The following is an 18,287-nucleotide window of genomic DNA, read 5'->3' on the forward strand; positions in this document are numbered from 1 at the left end:
CAACGGGGCCGCTTCGATCGCAGAGCGGGGGGCTTCGCGCTTCGCGGGAAGCTCAGCCCCTGGATGCCGCGCGCCGGGCCGCCGTCGTGCCCCGCCACCGGGCGCGGTACGCGGTGGGGGTGAGCCGGACCCGGCGCAGCAGGTGCTGGCGCAGCGAGTCCGGGCTGCCCAGGCCGCTGCGTTCGGCGACCTGGTCGACGGGAAGAGTCGTGGTTTCCAGAAGCTCGCAGGCCCGGTCGACGCGCTGCTGCAACAGCCACTGCAGCGCGGTGAGGCCGGTTTCGGCCTGGAACCGGCGAGTCAGGGTCCGCACGCTGGTGTGGGCGTGTTCGGCCAGCTCGGCAAGCGTGAGGGGCTCGTCGAGGCGGTCCATCGCCCAGGCCCTCGTCTCGGCCAAGGAGAACGTGCGGGTCGAGGGAACCGGCGAGGTCACCGTCTGGGTCTGGTCTCCGGTGCGGGTCGGGGCCAGCAGCGTCAGCCGGGCTACGGCGTTGGCCACTGCCGCGCCGTAGTCCGAGCGGATCAGATGCAGGCAGAGGTCCATGCCCGCAGCCAGGCCTGCAGCGGTGAACACGTGCCCGTCCTCGACGAAGAGGACGTCGCCGACAACGTCCACCTCGGGAAAGCGGGCGGCGAGTTCCCCGGAGAAGGGCCAGTAGGTCGTGGCTCGGCGACCGTCCAGCAGGCCGGCCTGCGCCAGCACGAAGGCGCCGGTGCAGATCGACGCGATCCGGCTGCCGGTCTCCGCTGCGCGGCGCACGGCGTCGAGCACGCGCGGATCGGCGTCGCTGCGCGCCCCGGTGCCGGTGACGATCACCGTGTCGGCCGTGTCCACGATGTCCAGCCCGTGGGGGATCGAGACCTGGAGGCTGCCCAGGGTTTCCACCAGGCCGGGCTCTGGCGTGCCGACACGTACCTCGTAGCCCGGTGCATCGTCCACCTGCACCGCCCCGAAGACCAGTTCCGGGATGGACAGGTCGAAGGCCGTGGCCGGGGGGACGACCAGGACGGCGACTCGGTGCATGGTGGCCAGAACCTCCGGTTCGTTGTCCTCTTCCCTGGTGGCCGCGCCGCCACCGATGGCGGAGGCTGGACGGGCACGGCCGCTTGAGCTGCAACTCCTCACTGCGGCCTGGGCATTCCCTTGTCACTCACCAAGCCTTCCGGGGGTTTTCATGTCCCGTTATGTCGTCATGGGAGCCGGCGCCACCGGCCGCGCCGTCGCCGCGCTGCTCGTGGAGCGCGGTGTGCCGGTGCGGCAGATCACGCGTCGCGGCACCGGCTTGGAACACCCGCTGGTCGAACGGGTCGCCGCCGACGCCCGTGATGTCGACCGCCTGGTCGGGCTCGTCGCGGGGGCCGAGGTGTTGATCAACTGCGCGATGCCTCCGTACGACCGTTGGATCACCGATGCGCCGCCTCTCGCGGCCGCACTGCTGACCGCTGCAGAGCGTACGGGCGCACGCTACGTGATGCTCGGGAATCTCTACGGGTACGGGCATGTGGACGGGCCCATCACCGAGGACCTGCCGATGGCGCCCGTCTCGGCCAAGGGCCGGGTTCGCGCCCGGATGTGGCTGGACGCTCTGGCCGCCTACGAGGCGGGGCGCGTGGAGGTCACCGAGGTGCGCGCGGCAGCGTTCCTGGGCGAGGGGGTGCTGAGTACCTTCACGCTGTCGATCGCCCCACAGGTTCTGGCGGGCGAGGTGGCGTCCTATCCCGGACGTCTCGATGTACCGCAGTCCTGGTCGCACGCCGGGGACGTGGCCTCGACACTGGTGGCCGCCGCCCAGGACACCCGCTCCTGGGGACGGGCTTGGCACGTGCCGGCGACGAACATCCTCGTGCGTGAACTGACGGAACGCTTCGCGAAGCTGACAGCCTCCCCCGATCCGCGCCTGGAGCGTCTCGACCGCGATGCGCTCCTCACCCTCGCGGAGCGGAACCCCCTCTTCGGCGAACTCATCGAGATGCTGTACGCCACCGAGAACCCGCACGTCCTCGACTCGACCGACACGGAGCGCGCGCTCGGCGTCGCCCCGACCGACCTGGACGAGGTGTTGCTTGCCACAGCGCGAGGTCTGGCGAGGTAGGGAAACGAAACGGCCTGGCCGAACCCACGCCCCCTCCCGCGCCCCGCGCAGGCTCGGGAGGGGGATCACGGCAGCAGCAGCCGTGTGCCCGGCGGGAGTTCGCCGCTGCGGGCGGCGTCGTGCAGGTGGGCCAGCAGGGTGGTGTGCAGCGCCTCGGCGGCGCGGGTGAGCGGCACCTCGTGGCCGTGCGCGACCGCGATGGTGCGGCCCAGGCCCGGCCCGGCGAACGGGGTGACGGTCAGGCCCGAGCGAGCCGCCACCATGCCGGGCACCACGGCCGGTCCGAGCCCGGCCCGGACGAAGCCCAGCACCGCGTCCATCTCGCCGCCCTCCACCGCGAACTCCGGCTCGAACCCGGCCGCCCGGCAGGCCGCCAGGGTCGCCTCGCGCAGGTCGTAGCCCTCCCGGAACATCACCAGCGGCCGTCCCTTGAGCTCGGCCACCCGCACGGCGCGCCGGGCGCGCCCCGTGGCGGAGACCAACACCAGTTCCTCGTGCAGCAGTTCGGTGACCGCGAGGGCGGGGACCGCCTCCCCGCTCGGCGGGGTGATGATCAGCGCGAGGTCCAGCTCCCCCGCCGCCAGCCAGCGCACCAGGTCGCGCGATCCGCCCTCGCGCACCCCCAGCGCCACGCCCGGGTAGCGGTCCCGGAACACGCGCAGCACGTCCGGCACCAGGCTGGTGCACAGGCTCGGGGGCGCCCCCAGCCGGACCCGGCCGCGGCGCAGCTGCACCGTCTCCTGGACGGCGAGGCGGGCGCTCTCGGCGTCCGCGACGATGCGCCGGGCCAGCGGCAGCAGGGCGTCGCCCGCGTCGGTGAGGGCAATGTTGCCCCGGGTGCGGTGGAACAGCTCGGCACCCAACTCCCGTTCCAGTGCCCGGATCTGCTGCGAAAGGGATGGCTGGGCCACGCGCACGGCCTCGGCCGCCCGGGTGAAATGGCAGGTATCTGCCACGGCCAGGAAGTAACGGAGCTGCTGGAGCTGCATCCACCCAGCGTACGGCGTCTCGATAGACACTGCCTATCGTCGCGAGCCACATCATGTCTTGGACACACCGTCCCACCGCTCCCTACGGTGGCCGACATGACAACCGCGACTCGGACGGCCAGGCATCCGTCCACCCTGCTGACCCTGTGGCGGTCGACCGTCGGCAAGAAGGCGGTCATGGCCGTCAGCGGACTGGTCATGCTGCTGTACCTGGTCGCGCACATGCTGGGGAACCTCAAGGTGTTCTTCGGCCCGGACGAGATCAACGGCTACGCGCACTGGCTCCGCACGCTCGGCGAGCCCTTCCTGCGCTACGAGTGGTTCCTGTGGATCGCCCGGGCCGGCCTGCTGGCCGCCGTCGCGCTGCACGGCGTGTCCGCGTACCAGCTCAGCCGCCGCGACCTGGCCGCCCGCCCGAACAAGTACGTGCACCAGCGCCGGCGCGCCAGCTACGCGACCCGGACCATGCGCTGGGGCGGGGTGATCCTGGGGCTGTTCATCGTCTGGCACATCCTCGACCTCACCACGCTCACGGTGAACCCGGTCGCCGAGCACGGGCACGTGTACCAGAACGTGGTGGGCACCTTCGGCCGCTGGTACAGCGACGTGATCTACATCGTCGCGATGCTGGCCCTGGGCTTCCACATCCGGCACGGGTTCTGGAGCGCCGCGCAGACCCTCGGCGCCAACAACGCCCGCCGGGACCGGGTTCTGAAGCTGACGGCCAACACCTTGGCGTTGGTGTTGACCGCCGGCTTCCTGTCCGTCCCCGTGGCCGTAATGTTCGGAGTGGTGAAATGAGCTACCTGGAGTACACCCTCGGCGAGCCGGTCGCCGACACCAAGGCCCCCGCCGGGCCGATCGAACAGCGCTGGGACCAGCGGCGGTTCGACGCCAAGCTGGTCAACCCGGCCAACCGGCGCAAGCACACCGTGATCGTGGTCGGCACCGGCCTGGCCGGCGGCGCGGCCGGCGCCACCCTCGCCGAACAGGGCTACCACGTCGTCCAGTTCTGCTTCCAGGACTCCCCGCGGCGCGCCCACTCGATCGCCGCCCAGGGCGGCATCAACGCGGCCAAGAACTACCGCAACGACGGCGACTCGATCCGCCGGCTGTTCTACGACACCGTCAAGGGCGGCGACTTCCGCGCCCGCGAGTCCAACGTGCACCGGCTCGCCCAGGTGTCGGTGGAGATCATCGACCAGTGCGTGGCCCAGGGCGTGCCCTTCGCCCGCGAGTACGGCGGCCTGCTGGACACCCGCTCCTTCGGCGGCGTGCAGGTCTCCCGGACCTTCTACGCCCGTGGCCAGACGGGTCAGCAGCTGATGCTCGGCGCCTACCAGGCGCTGTCCCGGCAGATCGCCGCCGGGAACGTGGAGCTCCACCCGCGCACCGAGATGCTCGACCTGCTGGTGGTCGACGGCCGGGCCCGCGGCATCGTCGCCCGCGACCTCGTCACCGGCGAGATCCGCAGCTACACCGCGGACGCCGTGGTGCTCGCCACCGGCGGCTACGGCAACGTCTTCTACCTCTCCACCAACGCCAAGAACTCCAACACCACCGCGATCTGGCGCGCCCACCGGCGCGGCGCCTACTTCGCCAACCCGTGCTTCACCCAGATCCACCCGACCTGCATCCCGCGCTCCGGCGACCACCAGTCCAAGCTCACCCTGATGAGCGAGTCGCTGCGCAACGACGGCCGGATCTGGGTGCCCAAGGCCAAGGGCGACAACCGCCCGCCCGGGCAGATCCCGGAGGAGGAGCGGGACTACTACCTGGAGCGGATCTACCCCGCCTTCGGCAACCTGGTGCCGCGCGACATCGCCTCCCGGGCCGCCAAGAACGTCTGCGACGAAGGCCGCGGCGTCGGCCCCGGCGGGCAGGGCGTGTACCTGGACTTCGCGGACGCCATCCGCCGGATGGGCCGGGACGCGGTGGAGGCCAAGTACGGCAACCTCTTCGAGATGTACGAGCGGATCACTGCCGAGGACCCGTACCGGGTGCCGATGCGGATCTACCCGGCGATCCACTACACGATGGGCGGGCTCTGGGTCGACTACGACCTGCAGACCAGCATCCCGGGCCTGTTCGCGGTCGGCGAGGCCAACTTCTCCGACCACGGCGCCAACCGGCTCGGCGCCAGTGCGCTGATGCAGGGCCTCGCCGACGGCTACTTCGTGCTGCCGCCCACCCTCAACGACTACCTGGCCCGAAACCCGCTCGCCGCCGTGCCCGCCGACCACCCGGTGCTCACCGAGGTCGAGGCGGAGGTCGAGGACCGGCTCAACCTGATCCTCTCCGTCAACGGCGACCGCACCCCGGACTCCTTCCACCGCGAACTCGGCGAACTGCTCTGGAACGAGTGCGGGATGGCCCGCGACGAGGCCGGGCTGAAGCGGGCGCTGGAGCGGATCCCGCAGCTGCGGGAGGAGTTCTGGCGCCGGATCAAGGTGCCCGGCACCGGGCAGGAGCTCAACCAGTCGCTGGAGAAGGCCAACCGGCTGGTCGACTACTTCGAGCTGGCCGAGCTGATGTGCCTGGACGCGCTGCACCGGGCCGAGTCCTGCGGCGGCCACTTCCGCACCGAGAGCCAGACCCCCGAGGGCGAGGCCGCCCGGCGCGACGAGGAGTTCACCTACGCCGCCGCCTGGGAGTTCACCGGCACCGGCGAGGCACCCGTCCTCCACCGCGAGGCCCTCGACTTCGAGCACGTCCACCCCACCCAGCGGAGCTACGCATGAACCTCACCCTGCGCATCTGGCGCCAGGCGGGCCCGGACGCACCCGGGTCGATGACCACCTACCAGGTCAGCGGGATCAGCCCGGACATGTCCTTCCTGGAGATGCTCGACACCCTCAACGAGGAGCTGATCACCCGCGGCGACCTGCCGGTCGCCTTCGACCACGACTGCCGCGAGGGCATCTGCGGCGCCTGCGGCATGGTCATCAACGGCCAGGCGCACGGCCCCGAACGGACCACCACCTGCCAGCTGCACATGCGGCACTTCAAGGACGGCGACACCATCGACGTCGAGCCCTGGCGGGCGGCGGCCTTCCCGGTGGTCAAGGACCTGGTGGTGGACCGCTCGGCCTTCGACCGGATCATCGGCTCCGGCGGCTACGTCACCGCGCCCACCGGCAGCGCCCCCGAGGCGCACGCCACGCCCGTCCCCAAGGAGGCCGCCGACACCGCCTTCGAGCACGCCGAGTGCATCGGCTGCGGCGCCTGCGTGGCTGCCTGCCCGAACGGCTCGGCGATGCTGTTCACCTCCGCCAAGGTGGTGCACCTCAACGTGCTGCCGCAGGGCGCGCCCGAACGCGCCACCCGGGTACGGAACATGGTCTCGGCGATGGACGCCGAGGGCTTCGGCGGCTGCACCAACACCGGCGAGTGCGCCACCGCCTGCCCCAAGGGCATCCCGCTGCCCAGCATCGCCGCGATGAACCGGGAGTTCCTGCGGGCCGCCCGTAGTTGACACCTCCCCATGATCGGTCGGCCCCTCGCACAGGTGCTCGTGCGGGGGGCCGACATCGTCTACCGCGGCGCGTACGGGGGCAGTTCACGCTCCCCGTACGGGTGGTGGATCGCCGACAGCGGTGCTGCGACACGGGAAATCGCGCTACGGTGGACCTCCGCCACGGAAGGACGGCATATGCCCCAGGTTCAGTCCTGCTCCGGCTGCGGCGGGTCCGGGGGGACCCAGAAGACCGAGGCAACGGTCGAACTGGACGAGGAAGGAAGCATGGTGCCCAGGATCCACACCTTCTGGTCGCCCTGCGGTCGGTGCCACGGATCCGGGACGGTGATCGTCGGATGAGGTTGGTCTTCGAATGCGTCGAGTGCGGTGGGCACTACCTGCCGCCGGAGGGCATGGTCTATCCGGACGGGCCGGCGTCGCCGCTCTGGTGCTCCTCCTGCCAGACCGTCAGGCGCACGGCTGGCGAGTCGGAGGATCCGCTGCTCGCCCGGATCGCGCTGGCCGCCGCCCGGGCCGCGCTCGCCCGGCGGGCCGCCGAGGGGGTCGAGCCGGCCGCCGGGCGCGGCGACGTCCGCCCGTCCCGGCCGCCGCTGTCGCGCCGGGCCCGCTCGGGGCCGGGCGGCGTGCGCAGCAAGCTGGGCTGAACCGGGGGGTGGCCCGGCCCGACGGCCGAACGAGGCATCGCCCGATCTTCTGACGAACCGTCAAAGTTCGGTGCAACGGCGCCAAACTTGTGCATGTCTCAAACATGCTGGTTTATTGTCGTACCTCGTTTGCGAGCCTTGGGGGCGCCATGCAGCCGACCGAACCGGCTGGCTCCATCTGGGCCGGACACACCGGCCCCACTCCGTTCATCCCACCGCCACCGCCGCCGCCTCCACCAGCGGCCGCACCGATGCCGCCACCGATGTTCTCACCCACCCGGCGCACCATCCGGGTGGCCGTGACCAAGCGCATCCTCTGGGTCGGGGAAGCGGCGTACCCGCTGGCGACCGTCGCCCGGGCGAGCATCACGATCATCGTGCCGGACAAGTTCGGCGCGATCGGACGTCTCTTCAAGTTCGCGGGGACGGTCCTCACGGCCGCGTTCCTGCTCAATGCTGCCAACAGCGCCGCCGCCGGCGCACTGGGCGGCGGCCAGCCGGGCTCCGACCCGGGGTGGCCCGTGGTGCTGGCGCTGGTCGCCGTGGTGCTCTACTTCGTGTTCGTCACCCTTCCGGTCCTGCGCCAGAACCGCCTGTACGCGCTGACCGTCGACACGGCGGGACCGCCGACCGCGCTGCTGGCCTGGGAATCGCCGGGGCCCGCGTACGAACTGCAGGCCGCCGTCGCGCGGGCGATCGAGAACCCGCAGATCGAGTTCCAGCAGTTCGTCAGCAGCATCATCGTCGACCTGCGGCACTACCAGTTCGGCGACAGCGTCAACATCTACGGCGGCAACGGCAACACGGGAGTCAGCAAATGAGCGGCAGCAGCCCGCAGTTCCACATAGGTGACAGCGTCACCATCCACGGCGGCCACCACAACGTCGGCGTCCAGCACAACAACGGCCAGGCCAGCGAGGCCCTGCCGCCCGAGATCGCCGCGGTGTTCGCCCAGCTCGCCGCCGTGGTGGCCGAGTTGGCGCGCGACTCACGGGTGCACGAGGAGGACCGTCAGAGCCTGACCGAGGCCCTCCCCGTGCTGCGCGACCCTGCCTCCGAGGAGCGGCGCGGCTGGCGCAACACCCTCCTCCTGCTGGCCGGCGTGACGCAGAGCATCGGCGAGGCGGCCGCGCCCGCGCTGGGCCTGGCGAACCAGCTCCTGGCCCTGATCAGCGGCTGACCGACCGGCGCCCGACCGGCCTGACCGGGCCGGTCGGGCGGTGTCCGCGAGGAGGCAGGTCACCAGGTCCTACTCAGAACAACGCTTCCTGGGTGTCCGGCTCCGGCGGACGGACCCGCTCCTCCAGGCCCAGACCCTCGGAGCCGCGGCCGGTGACGGGCGCGAGCGTCCAGCCGGTGAGTCGCCGGGTGTCCAGCAGCAGCGGGCCGGAGCCGTCCGGCTGGTCGAGGAACAGGTGCCGCCCGACCGGCGGGCGCAGCGTGCCCGCGACCACCGCCCCGGCGGCCAGCCCGGTGATCTCGCGGTAGGCCTCCGGGGCGCCCGCGCCCAGGCCGTAGCGCTCGACGTGGTCCACCACCGGGCGGTCGGCGAACAGCTCCAGGGCGTGGCCGTCCAGCAGTCGGTGCGCCCGGGCACGGGCCTCGGTGAGCACGGTACGGCGGTACGGGGCGTCGCCGTGCGCCCACCAGTGGTCGGTCTTCAGCCGGGACTTGAAGCGCTCGCGGGCCATCCCCGAGGCGGCGACGGTGAGTTCGGCGCGGCGGATCGCGGGCAGGCTGCCGCGCGCGGTGAACGCGTAGGCCAGCGCGCCCTGTTCGAGCAGTCGGCTGTCGCCGCGCTGCTCGGCGGTCAGGCCGACCTTCAGCAGGCCCTCCCCGAACCAGGCGAGGTAGAGCAGGTAGGTGCGGCCGTCGTCCAGGATCTGGTCCCGGGCCAGGGCCAGGCCGCGGTCCACGCTCTGGCAGGCCGGGCACTGCGTCGCGCTGCCGCCGGGGTCGATCGCCGCGTGGTGCGGGCAGGGCGTGCGCTCCGTCGCGCCGGCCAGCCAGGCCCCGACGCAGCGGCGCGGGCCGCCGAGCAGCCAGCCGACCTCGGCACCCGGTGCGACGGCGCGCTCGTGCACCCGGGCGCCGCGCACGGCGCCGAGCAGGGCCCGGCCGTCGTGCCAGCTCAGGCCGGTGGAGACCCAGCCGGCGGGCCGGTCCGGGTGCTGCGGTGCGGGGACCGTCACGGGCATCCCTCCCTGGAGGTCTTCGATCCGGTGAGGCTACCCGGCGCCACTGACAGCGGTGACTTCACCCCGGAAATGCTCACCCCCGCCACCGGCTACTGGGCCACCAACGCCATCGGCACCTCGATCCGGTACTACGCCAATGCCAACCGCCACCCGTGGACGCCCTCGCACGACCACCGCCCGGGCCGAAGCCCCGCAGGTCGTAGGCGCTTGGCCGGGTGAGCTGTCCACGTTCTATTGTGGCGGGCGCGGTCGGCGGTGTTGCCGGGAGGTGGCGTGGGCGGCCGGGTCGGTGCGGAGCGCGAAGGGGTGGATGGTGGCGGGGCGGCGGAACAGCGGGGTGCTGGCGGTCTGGGCGGAGGAGCAGCGGCAGCAGCAACGTCGGGAGGAGGCCCGTTGGCGCGCCGAGGCGGCGGAGTTGCGGCGGCACGAGCGTGCGCAGCGCGAGGCGCAGCGGGCGGCCGCCCGTGACGAGCGGGAGGCGCAGCGCGCCTACCAGCAGTCGCGGGAGGCGGAGGCGGCCCGGCAGACGGCCGAACTGGACGCCCGGGTCGAGGAGTTGCGCGGGCTACTGGCGGCCGGGCTGGCCGCGCCGGGGTTCGGGCCGCAGGCGTTGCTGGCGCCGCGTCCGGTGCCGCCGTTCGATCCGGGCCCGCTGGGTGAGCCGGTGCCGATGCCCGACCAGACCTCCGCCGCGTACCACGTGCCGCCGCCGGACGCGGCGCAGGCCCGCAATGCCGGGGTGCGCCGGCAGTACGAGCAGTACGTCGCCCAGGCCCGGGCCCGGTTCGAGCAGGACTGGTACGCCGCGCAGGCGCGGGAGGCGGACCGGCAGCGCCGGCTGGCCGCGTACCACCAGGAGTACCTGGCCTGGGCGGAGCGCTTCCGCCGCGAGGAGGAGGCGCGCGGGGCCGGGACCGAGGAGTTGCTGCGGCGGCTGCGGGCGGGTGAGCCGGAGGCGGTGCAGGAGTACTTCACGGCCGGCCTGTACGCCTCGGCGGCCTGGCCGGAGGGCTTCCCGCACCGGCTGGTGGCGGCCTGGGAGGCGACGAGCCGTCAGCTGGTGGTGAACTGGGAGCTGCCCGGTCCGGACGTGGTGCCGGCCGCCTCCCGGGTGCGCTACGTGAAGGCGGACGACCGCGAGGCCGAGGTGGCCCGCCCGGCGACCGAGCGCAAGGCGCTGTACCGGGAGGTGCTGGCGCAGTCGGCGCTGCGGGTGGCGGTGGAGCTGTTCCGGGCGGACCGGGACGGGATGCTGGACTCGGTGGTGCTGAACGGTTTCGTCCTCGGCATCGACCCGGCGACCGGCCGGGAGGCGGAGCGCTTCCTGTCCACGCTGACCGCGACCCGGGCCGAGTTCGCCGGGCTGACGTTGGACCGGGTGGCGCCGGTGGAGTGCTTCCAGGGCCTGGGCGGCAAGCTGTCCGCCCGCCCGGAGCGGCTGGACGAGGTGAAGCCGGACCGCCTGCCGGAGACGGTCGGCGGCAGTCTGGCCGGGCACGGCGGCGAGGACGAGCCGGACCTGTTCGAGATGGACCCGATCGAGTTCGAGGAGCTGATCGCCGAGCTGTTCCGGCTGCGCGGTTTCCGGGTGATGACCACGGCCCGCAGCGGCGACGTCGGGGTGGACGTGATCGCCGAGGACCTGGACCCGGTGACCGGTGGCAAGATCGTGATCCAGGCCAAGCGCTACAAGAAGACCGTCCCGCCGACGGCCGTGCGCGACCTGGAGTCCACCGTCCGCCACCACGGCGCGATCAAGGGCATCCTGGTCACCACCGCGGGCTTCGGCCGCGGCTCGTACAGCTACATCGAAGGCAAGCCGCTGACCCTGCTGAGCGGCCCGGAGCTGGTCGAGCTGCTGGCCGAGCAGGGGCTGCGCGGCCGCCTCGGCGGCGGGAGCGCCCCGGCCCCGGAGAAGCCCCGGGAGGAGCGGACCGGCGAGGAGCAGGCCGCCGCCGGGAGTACCCTCACGGTCAGCTGGCAGAGCCGCACCGCCGGCGGGGAGGCGGTGGAGCTGGACGTGACCGCCTTCCTCTGCGCCAAGGGCCGGGTGCTGAGCGACGAGCACTTCGTGTTCTTCAACAACCCGCAGGACCCGGACGGCGCCGTCCGGCTGCACCCGACCCGCTCGGTGCCGGGCGAGCCGACCCGGGCGGCCCGGCTGAGCGTGGACCTGCACCGGCTGCCGGCGGCTGTCGACGAGGTGGTGGTCGCCGTCTCGACTGAGGAGGAGGAGCCCCCGGCCCTGCCGCTCGGCTACGTGTACGGGCTCGCCGTCGTCGCCTCGTACGGGCCGGGTGCGGCCGGGCCGGCCAAGTGGCCGGGCGCCAACGGCGGCATCCCGGACTCGGCGATGCTCCTGGGCGCGTTCCGACGGGCCGACGGCGGATGGCAGTTCGCGCCCTCGGGCCGCGCGGTGACGAACGGTCTGGCCGGGCTGGCCACCGCCTTCGGCGTCGCGGTGGAGTAGCCCACCGGGGACTTGGTCCTCAGGGAGAGGCGTCATACCTGAGGAGGAGACGGCCCCCGTCGCACCGCCGGGTCGGCGGGGGTCGGTCGCCTCCTCGGCATACACGTCACATTCGAACGGCTTGGGAGGATGGAACGGTAGGAAGATCCGATTCATCCCCAGGAGTCCACGTGACGTTCCCCGCAACCGCAGTCCTCACCGGCCGGGCGGCCGCCCGCGCCACCGGCCTGAACAAGGTCTACGGGGAGGGGGAGACCCGCGTCGTCGCCCTCGACAACGTCAGCGTCGTGTTCCCCCAGGGCGAGTTCACCGCCATCATGGGCCCCTCCGGCTCCGGCAAGTCCACCCTGATGCACTGCATGGCCGGCCTCGACACCGTCTCCTCCGGCTCCACCACCATCGGCGACACCGAACTCGTCGGCCTCAAGGACAAGCAGCTCACCCAGCTGCGCCGCGACCACATCGGCTTCATCTTCCAGGCCTTCAACCTCCTCCCCACCCTGACCGCCCTGGAGAACATCACCCTCCCGATGGACATCGCCGGCCGCAAGGTCGACAAGCCCTGGCTCGACCGCGTCGTCGACACCGTCGGCCTGTCCGGCCGCCTCAGCCACCGTCCCTCCCAGCTCTCCGGCGGCCAGCAGCAGCGCGTCGCCTGCGCCCGCGCCCTCGCCGGGAAGCCCGACATCATCTTCGCCGACGAACCCACCGGCAACCTCGACTCCCGCTCCGGCGCCGAGATCCTCTCCTTCCTGCGCAACTCCGTACGCGAACTCGGCCAGACCGTCGTCATGGTCACCCACGACCCCGTCGCCGCCTCCTACGCCGACCGCGTCGTCTTCCTCGCCGACGGCCGGATCGTCGACGAACTGCACACCCCCACCGCCGACACCGTCCTGGACCGCATGCGCCGCTTCGACGCCAAGGGCCGCACCAGCTGACACGGCGGCAGCCCAGCAGCCCCGGAACCCCGAAGCCACCCGTCCCACGAGCAACCCCAGGACTGACACCTCCTCATGTTCCGCACCGCACTACGCAACGTGCTGGCCCACAAGGGCCGACTGTTGATGACGACGCTCGCCGTCATGCTCGGCACCGCCTTCGTGGCAGGCACGCTCGTCTTCACCGACACGCTCGGCAGCGCGCTCAGGTCCCAGAACTCCAAGAGCTACACCGACATCGCCGTCACGGTCAGCGACCGGGAGGCTGTCCTCCGCGGCTACGACCACGGCAGCAAGGCCCACACCGGCCCGACCCTCACCGAGGACACCCGCAAGGCCGTCGCGGCGCTGCCCGGCGTGGCCGACGTGCGCGGGGTGGTCAGCGGCTTCGCCGGCATCGCCGACAAGAAGGGCGCGCTGATCGGCAACGGCTTCTCCACCACCGGCACCAACTACGTGCCGGGCGCCGACGGCACCGACCCGCGCTACCCGCTGGTCGAGGGGCGCGGCCCGAAGAACGCCGGCGAGATCGCACTGGACGCCAGGACCGCCGAGAAGGGCGGCTACAAGGTCGGCGACACCGTCCGGGTGGCCGTCAACGGCCCGGTGATGGAGCTCAAGCTCACCGGCACCCTGCGCACCAACGACCCGCGTGTGGTGGCCGGCGGCTCGCTGGCCGCGTTCGACAGCGCCACCGCCCAGCAGCTCTACCTGAGCCAGGGCCGCTTCGGCGAGCTGGATGTCAAGGCCAAGCCGGGCACCGACGACTCCGCGCTGCTCGCCGCCGTCAAGCAGACCGTCCCGCACGGCAACAACCTCGACACCAGGACCGGCCGCGAACTGGCCGACGAGCAGGACCGGATGATCCAGCAGGGCACCAAGGGCATGAGCACCGCCCTGCTGGTCTTCGCGGGCATCGCGCTCTTCGTCGGCATCTTCATCATCGCCAACACCTTCACCATGCTGGTCGCCCAGCGCACCAAGGAACTGGCCCTGCTGCGCGCCATCGGCGCCAGCCGCAAGCAGATCACCCGCTCCGTCAAGATCGAGGCGGCGCTGGTCGGCCTGACCGCGTCGGTGGCCGGTCTGGTGGCCGGCATCGGCATCGCCGCCGGGCTCCAGGCACTGCTGAACGGCCCGCTGGAGGCCAACCTGCCGGACGGCCCGCTGGTGATCGCCCCGAGCACCGTCATCGCCGCGCTCGCGGTCGGCGTGCTGGTGACCCTGGTCGCCGCCTGGCTCCCGGCCCGCCGCGCCTCCCGGGTCGCCCCGGTGGCGGCGATGAGCTCGGCCGAGCAGCCCGCCACCCAGAAGAGCCTGGTGGTCCGCAACACCATCGGCCTGGTGTTCGCCCTGGCCGGCGCGGCCGGGCTGGCCGCGGGTGCTTCGAGCAAGGAGGTCAAGCTGGTCGGGGCCGGCGCGGGCGCGCTGCTGATCGGCGTGTTCGTGCTGACCCCGCTGCTGTCGCGGCCGCTGATCGCACTGTTCGCCCCGCTGCTGCGCGGGCTGTACGGCACCCCGGGCCGGCTGGCCAAGGAGAACGCGATCCGCAACCCGCGCCGCACCGCCGCCACCGCCTCGGCGCTGACCATCGGCGTCACCCTGATCACCGCGCTGACCGTGGTCGGCGCCTCGGTGAACAAGGCCGTGGACAAGGCGACCGCGAGCGACCTCAAGGCCGACTTCACGGTCACCATGCAGAACTACTCGATGCTCTCCCCCGAGGTCGCCGCCCAGATCGCCAAGGCGCCCGGCGTCAGCGCGATGAGCGTGGAGCGCACCGTCCCGGTGACGACCGGCGGGAACAGCGCGAACGGTTCGCACGGCGCGGACGGCTCGGACGGCTCGGACGGCCCGGATGGCTCGGACACCGAGTGGCTGACGGCGGTGGACGCCGCGACCATCGACCAGCTGGCCACCGTCAAGGTCAAGGAGGGCGCCGCGGACGCCCTCAAGCAGGGCAAGCTGCTGGTCAGTTCCGGCTCCTCCGGGCGCTCCCGCTACAAGGTCGGCGACACGCTCGCCGTCACCTACCCGGACGGCACCAAGGGCTCGCTGACCGTCGGCGGCGTGCTGGAGTCCAGCACCTCGCTCGCCGGGATCGTCGCCCCCGACGCCGTGGTCGGCCCGCACGCGGTACCCGGCACCGGTCCGAACCGGGTCCTGGTGAAGGGCACCGACGGCCCGACCGAGAAGCTGAAGCAGGCGCTGCGCGACGCGACCGGCGGCAACCCGCTGATCGCCGTCAAGGGCGAGAAGGACATCAAGGCGGAGAACCGCCAGATCGTCACCAGCATCCTGAACATGATGTACGGGCTGCTCGGGATGTCCGTGGTGATCGCGGTGCTCGGCGTCGTCAACACCATGGCGATGTCGGTCTTCGAGCGCCGCCGGGAGATCGGCATGCTGCGGGCGATCGGCCTGGACCGGCTCGGTATCCGCCGGATGGTCCGACTGGAGTCGCTGCTGATCGCGCTGTTCGGCGGGCTGGTCGGCGTCGTCCTCGGCATCGTGGTCGCCTGGGCGGGCCTGCGCACCCTGGCGGACACCTTCAAGGGCATCACCACCGAGGTACCGCCGCTGCAGGTCCTCGGCTTCCTGCTGGCGGCCGCCGTGGTCGGCCTGCTGGCCGCTCTCTGGCCGGCCCACCGGGCGGCGAAGCTGGACATCCTGGGCGCGATCAAGAGCGAGTAGCCTCCCAGGTCATGAAGAGGAGCCCTCGGACGAGCCGTCCGAGGGCTCCTTTCGCGTCACGGGCCGGTGAACACCACGCTGCCCGTGTGGTTCCATCCGGTCCCGGCATACTCGGGGCGCGGGCCGGGCACACCGAGCACGCCGCGAAGGGGGCGGGTCATGGACGTACGTCGGATATCGGGCGTGGACGCGAAAGGTCGTCAGCACGTCGTGCGGATCGCCCAGGGCCGTGACGAGGTCCAGCGGGTGGAGTGCGACAGCTGCGGCCACCGCGAGCGGGCCGAGTTGTTCGCTCGCCAGAAGGCCCAGGAGCACCTGTGGGGCACGCACCACGTGCAGAACTCCGACGCGCAGGGCTCCGGCCCGCGTGGCTCCCGCTCGCGTGGCTTCGACGAGGAGTACGGGCCCCTCGGCATTGCCCGCTGGGTCGTCGCGGGGACGCTCGGGCTCGTCCTGTTGATCGTCCTGCTCTCCCGCTGCGGCCGTTGACGGGCGGTGCCCGGGCCGCGCACACGACACCGCCCCGCCACGGCAGGACGGCCGTGGCGGGGCGGTGCGTTGTGGTGCGTGGTGGTGAACTGCCGGATCAGGCGGCCGGCTTGGCCGTGACGGGCTGGGCGGGCTTGGTCTTGCTGCCCCCGCCGAGGATGTTGAAGAAGACGGCCAGGGTGGGGACCAGGTAGAGCAGCCAGACCACCAGCTGCAGCACGGTCGGGTCCGGCTGGAAGTTGAACACGCCCTTCAGCAGGGTGCCGTACCAGCTGTCCTTGGGGATGGTGCTGGAGATGTCGAAGGCCAGGCTGTGCAGGCCGGGCAGCCAGCCGGCCTCCTGCAGGTCGTGCACGCCGTAGGCGAGCACGCCGGCCGCGACCACGACCAGCATCGCACCGGTCCAGGTGAAGAACTTCGCCAGGTTGATCTTCAGCGCGCCGCGGTAGAACAGCCAGCCGAGCATCACCGAGGTGAGCAGGCCGAGCGCGGCGCCGGCCAGCGGGTTCCAGCCGTCGTCGGTGGCCTGCACCGCCGACCAGATGAACAGCGCGGTCTCCAGGCCCTCGCGGCCGACCGCCAGGAAGGAGGTGACCACCAGGGCCGTCGTGCCCATCGCGATCGCCGCGTCCAGCTTGCCGTGCAGCTCGGTCTTCAGGTGCCGGGCGGTGCGCCGCATCCAGAACACCATCCAGGTCACCAGCCCGACCGAGATGATCGACAGCGAACCGCCGAGCGCCTCCTGGGCCTCGAAGGTCAGCTGCGAGGAGCCGAACTGCAGCACCGCGCCGAAGACCATCGAGAGCACCACGGCCGAGCCGACGCCGAGCCACACCGGCGGCAGCTTGTCCCGGCGGTCGGTCTTGACCAGGTAGGCGATCAGGATGCAGACGACCAGGCTGGCTTCGAGGCCTTCGCGCAGGCCGATCAGGTAGTTGCCGAACACGGCTGACTCCTCAGGGTGGTAGGGGCGGGTGACATCAGCCGAACAGGGCCTGGCCCCACCACTCCCCCGGCTTGCGCACGCCCGCCGGGCAGGCGAAGTGGGCGGAGCCGACGTGCTGGATGTACTCGTTGAGCTTGTCCGAGCCCGCGAGCCGCTGCTGCAGCGGCACGAAGGCCTTGCGGGTGTCCCGCTGGTAGGCGAGGAAGAACAGCCCGGCGTCCAGACGGCCGAGGCCGTCGGTGCCGTCGGTGAAGGAGAAGCCGCGGCGCAGGATCATCAGGCCGTTGTTGGCGTCCGGGTGGGCCAGGGCGACGTGCGAGGTCGCGGGCATCGCCTTGAGGTCGGGGGCGTCGTGCTCCTTGGCCCTGCCGTAGGGGGCGCCCTCGCCCTTGGTGCGGCCGAAGGTGTCCTCCTGCTCCTTGAGCGAGGTGCGGTCCCAGGTCTCGATGTGCATCCGGATCCGCCTGGCGACCAGGTAGGAGCCGCCGGTCATCCACTCCGGGCCGTCGCCGGGGGCGGCCCAGACGTGCTCGGAGAGCTTCGCGGTTTCGGTGCCCGCGATGTTGTGGGTGCCGTCCTTGAACCCCATCAGGTTGCGCGGGGTCTGCGCGTCCGGGGTGGTGGAGGAGGTCTTGCCGAAGCCCAGCTGGGACCAGCGGATGCTGACGGTGCCCATACCGATCCGGGCGAGGTTGCGGATCGCGTGCACGGCGACCTGCGGGTCGTCGGCGCAGGCCTGGACGCAGATGTCGCCGCCGCTGCGCAGCGGGTCGAGCTTGTCGCCCTTGAAGTTCGGCAGGTCGATCAGGGCCTCGGGACGCTGGGCCTTGAGGCCGAAGCGGTCGGTGCCGTCCTTCTCGAACAGGCTGGGCCCGAAGCCGACGGTGAGGGTGAGCCGGGAGGCGGGCAGGCCCATGGCCTCGCCGGTGTCGTCCGGCGGCGCCTCGGGCAGGCCGCTCGCCGCGCCGGTCCCGACCTCGCGGCCGCCGGTCATCGCGGCGGCCGCCTTGGTCCACTCCTTGAGCAGCTTGACCAGGGATTCCCGGGTGGCCGTCGCGGAGACGTCGAAGGCCGCGAAGTGCAGCCGGTCCTGGACCGGGGTGGCGATGCCCGACTGGTGGTCGCCGTAGAACGGCACCTCGGCGCCGGTGGCCCCGCCCGGCGCGGGGGCCGGGTCGTCGTCCTGGCGGCCGGCGGCGGCGACCGAGCCTACGGCGGCGGCGCCGAGCGCGACGCCCGCGCCGGCCCAGCCGATGACGGCGCGTCGGCTGACCGCGCCCCGGTTGTCGGTGGTGGCAGCGGCCGGCGTGCCGTACTGCTTCTCGTTCTCGGCGTCCATCGGCGG

General features: G+C 72.2%; 17 protein-coding genes. 12 read left to right on the top strand and 5 right to left on the bottom strand.

From position 1 onward, the window contains the following. Window positions 1-52: 52 nt before the first annotated feature. A complete protein-coding gene (locus ACIRYZ_RS13840; RefSeq protein ID WP_402943278.1) occupies window positions 53-1,024 on the bottom strand; it encodes a GlxA family transcriptional regulator in 972 nt (323 codons plus the stop codon). 151 nt (window positions 1,025-1,175) lie between these two features. Here ACIRYZ_RS13840 and ACIRYZ_RS13845 point away from each other — a divergent pair, with 151 nt between their 5' ends. Next, window positions 1,176-2,093 (top strand): NAD-dependent epimerase/dehydratase family protein, encoded by a 918-nt coding sequence (locus ACIRYZ_RS13845; RefSeq protein WP_402943280.1) that lies wholly within the window; start codon window positions 1,176-1,178, stop codon window positions 2,091-2,093. Between the two features lie 65 nt (window positions 2,094-2,158). On the opposite strand, the gene ACIRYZ_RS13850 is transcribed toward ACIRYZ_RS13845, so the two are convergent. Then, window positions 2,159-3,082, bottom strand: coding sequence for a LysR family transcriptional regulator (locus ACIRYZ_RS13850; RefSeq protein WP_402943282.1), 924 nt, complete (start codon window positions 3,080-3,082; stop codon window positions 2,159-2,161). Window positions 3,083-3,178: 96 nt separating this feature from the next. Between ACIRYZ_RS13850 and ACIRYZ_RS13855 the strand changes: the two genes are divergently transcribed. From ACIRYZ_RS13855 to ACIRYZ_RS13880, 6 genes are all read left to right on the top strand, one after another. Continuing rightward, the gene (locus tag ACIRYZ_RS13855; RefSeq protein WP_402943285.1) at window positions 3,179-3,883 is read left to right on the top strand and encodes a succinate dehydrogenase cytochrome b subunit; all 705 of its coding nucleotides are present in this window, start codon (window positions 3,179-3,181) and stop codon (window positions 3,881-3,883) included. Further along, on the top strand, window positions 3,880-5,823 hold the full coding sequence (locus ACIRYZ_RS13860; protein ID WP_402943288.1) for a fumarate reductase/succinate dehydrogenase flavoprotein subunit: 1,944 nt from the start codon (window positions 3,880-3,882) through the stop codon (window positions 5,821-5,823). The genes ACIRYZ_RS13855 and ACIRYZ_RS13860 overlap by 4 nt, the downstream gene beginning before the upstream one ends. Further along, window positions 5,820-6,557, top strand: a complete 738-nt coding sequence (locus ACIRYZ_RS13865) for a succinate dehydrogenase/fumarate reductase iron-sulfur subunit (protein WP_402943291.1) — start codon at window positions 5,820-5,822, stop codon at window positions 6,555-6,557. The genes ACIRYZ_RS13860 and ACIRYZ_RS13865 overlap by 4 nt, the downstream gene beginning before the upstream one ends. A gap of 338 nt (window positions 6,558-6,895) precedes the next feature. Beyond that, window positions 6,896-7,204, top strand: a complete 309-nt coding sequence (locus ACIRYZ_RS13870) for a hypothetical protein (RefSeq protein ID WP_402943293.1) — start codon at window positions 6,896-6,898, stop codon at window positions 7,202-7,204. 299 nt (window positions 7,205-7,503) lie between these two features. Continuing rightward, on the top strand, window positions 7,504-8,025 hold the full coding sequence (locus tag ACIRYZ_RS13875) for a DUF6232 family protein (RefSeq protein WP_402943296.1): 522 nt from the start codon (window positions 7,504-7,506) through the stop codon (window positions 8,023-8,025). Continuing rightward, window positions 8,022-8,384 carry a hypothetical protein gene (locus ACIRYZ_RS13880; protein WP_402943299.1) on the top strand — a complete coding sequence of 121 codons (363 nt, stop codon included), beginning with the start codon at window positions 8,022-8,024 and terminating at the stop codon, window positions 8,382-8,384. The genes ACIRYZ_RS13875 and ACIRYZ_RS13880 overlap by 4 nt, the downstream gene beginning before the upstream one ends. A 73-nt stretch (window positions 8,385-8,457) precedes the next feature. Here the strand turns inward: ACIRYZ_RS13880 and ACIRYZ_RS13885 are convergent, their stop codons facing one another. Then, window positions 8,458-9,396: a DUF2797 domain-containing protein gene (locus ACIRYZ_RS13885; protein ID WP_402943302.1), complete on the bottom strand. Its 939-nt coding sequence runs from the start codon at window positions 9,394-9,396 to the stop codon at window positions 8,458-8,460. A gap of 30 nt (window positions 9,397-9,426) precedes the next feature. Here ACIRYZ_RS13885 and ACIRYZ_RS13890 point away from each other — a divergent pair, with 30 nt between their 5' ends. The 5 genes from ACIRYZ_RS13890 (at window position 9,427) to ACIRYZ_RS13910 (ending at window position 15,996) form a co-directional block, all read left to right on the top strand. Next, window positions 9,427-9,621, top strand: coding sequence for a hypothetical protein (locus tag ACIRYZ_RS13890; protein ID WP_402943304.1), 195 nt, complete (start codon window positions 9,427-9,429; stop codon window positions 9,619-9,621). Between the two features lie 91 nt (window positions 9,622-9,712). After that, complete coding sequence (locus ACIRYZ_RS13895) at window positions 9,713-11,872, top strand: restriction endonuclease (RefSeq protein ID WP_402943307.1); 2,160 nt, start codon at window positions 9,713-9,715, stop codon at window positions 11,870-11,872. Window positions 11,873-12,042: 170 nt separating this feature from the next. Further along, window positions 12,043-12,813, top strand: a complete 771-nt coding sequence (locus ACIRYZ_RS13900) for an ABC transporter ATP-binding protein (RefSeq protein WP_402943310.1) — start codon at window positions 12,043-12,045, stop codon at window positions 12,811-12,813. Window positions 12,814-12,888: 75 nt separating this feature from the next. Beyond that, window positions 12,889-15,507: an ABC transporter permease gene (locus ACIRYZ_RS13905; protein WP_402943312.1), complete on the top strand. Its 2,619-nt coding sequence runs from the start codon at window positions 12,889-12,891 to the stop codon at window positions 15,505-15,507. Between the two features lie 159 nt (window positions 15,508-15,666). Beyond that, a complete protein-coding gene (locus ACIRYZ_RS13910; protein ID WP_402943314.1) occupies window positions 15,667-15,996 on the top strand; it encodes a hypothetical protein in 330 nt (109 codons plus the stop codon). A gap of 97 nt (window positions 15,997-16,093) precedes the next feature. Here ACIRYZ_RS13910 and efeU read toward each other — a convergent pair whose 3' ends face one another. Both efeU and efeB read right to left on the bottom strand, forming a co-directional pair. After that, window positions 16,094-16,942 carry an iron uptake transporter permease EfeU gene (gene efeU, locus ACIRYZ_RS13915; protein WP_402943317.1) on the bottom strand — a complete coding sequence of 283 codons (849 nt, stop codon included), beginning with the start codon at window positions 16,940-16,942 and terminating at the stop codon, window positions 16,094-16,096. 34 nt (window positions 16,943-16,976) lie between these two features. After that, window positions 16,977-18,281, bottom strand: a complete 1,305-nt coding sequence (gene efeB / locus ACIRYZ_RS13920; protein ID WP_402943320.1) for an iron uptake transporter deferrochelatase/peroxidase subunit — start codon at window positions 18,279-18,281, stop codon at window positions 16,977-16,979. Window positions 18,282-18,287 lie beyond the last annotated feature (6 nt).

The sequence above is a fragment of the Kitasatospora sp. NPDC101155 genome, assembly GCF_044768305.1.
In the GTDB taxonomy this organism is placed as follows: domain Bacteria; phylum Actinomycetota; class Actinomycetes; order Streptomycetales; family Streptomycetaceae; genus Kitasatospora.

Excerpts from the sequence above, each read along its gene's own strand:
- efeB (WP_402943320.1), bottom strand. The coding sequence starts at position 18,281 with ATGGACGCCGAGAACGAGAAGCAGTACGGCACGCCGGCCGCTGCCACC.
- ACIRYZ_RS13870 (WP_402943293.1), top strand. The coding sequence starts at position 6,896 with ATGAGGTTGGTCTTCGAATGCGTCGAGTGCGGTGGGCACTACCTGCCG.
- ACIRYZ_RS13910 (WP_402943314.1), top strand. The coding sequence starts at position 15,667 with ATGGACGTACGTCGGATATCGGGCGTGGACGCGAAAGGTCGTCAGCAC.
- ACIRYZ_RS13855 (WP_402943285.1), top strand. The coding sequence starts at position 3,179 with ATGACAACCGCGACTCGGACGGCCAGGCATCCGTCCACCCTGCTGACC.
- ACIRYZ_RS13850 (WP_402943282.1), bottom strand. The coding sequence starts at position 3,082 with ATGCAGCTCCAGCAGCTCCGTTACTTCCTGGCCGTGGCAGATACCTGC.
- ACIRYZ_RS13905 (WP_402943312.1), top strand. The coding sequence starts at position 12,889 with ATGTTCCGCACCGCACTACGCAACGTGCTGGCCCACAAGGGCCGACTG.
- ACIRYZ_RS13860 (WP_402943288.1), top strand. The coding sequence starts at position 3,880 with ATGAGCTACCTGGAGTACACCCTCGGCGAGCCGGTCGCCGACACCAAG.
- ACIRYZ_RS13840 (WP_402943278.1), bottom strand. The coding sequence starts at position 1,024 with ATGCACCGAGTCGCCGTCCTGGTCGTCCCCCCGGCCACGGCCTTCGAC.
- ACIRYZ_RS13865 (WP_402943291.1), top strand. The coding sequence starts at position 5,820 with ATGAACCTCACCCTGCGCATCTGGCGCCAGGCGGGCCCGGACGCACCC.
- ACIRYZ_RS13895 (WP_402943307.1), top strand. The coding sequence starts at position 9,713 with ATGGTGGCGGGGCGGCGGAACAGCGGGGTGCTGGCGGTCTGGGCGGAG.
- ACIRYZ_RS13880 (WP_402943299.1), top strand. The coding sequence starts at position 8,022 with ATGAGCGGCAGCAGCCCGCAGTTCCACATAGGTGACAGCGTCACCATC.
- ACIRYZ_RS13845 (WP_402943280.1), top strand. The coding sequence starts at position 1,176 with ATGTCCCGTTATGTCGTCATGGGAGCCGGCGCCACCGGCCGCGCCGTC.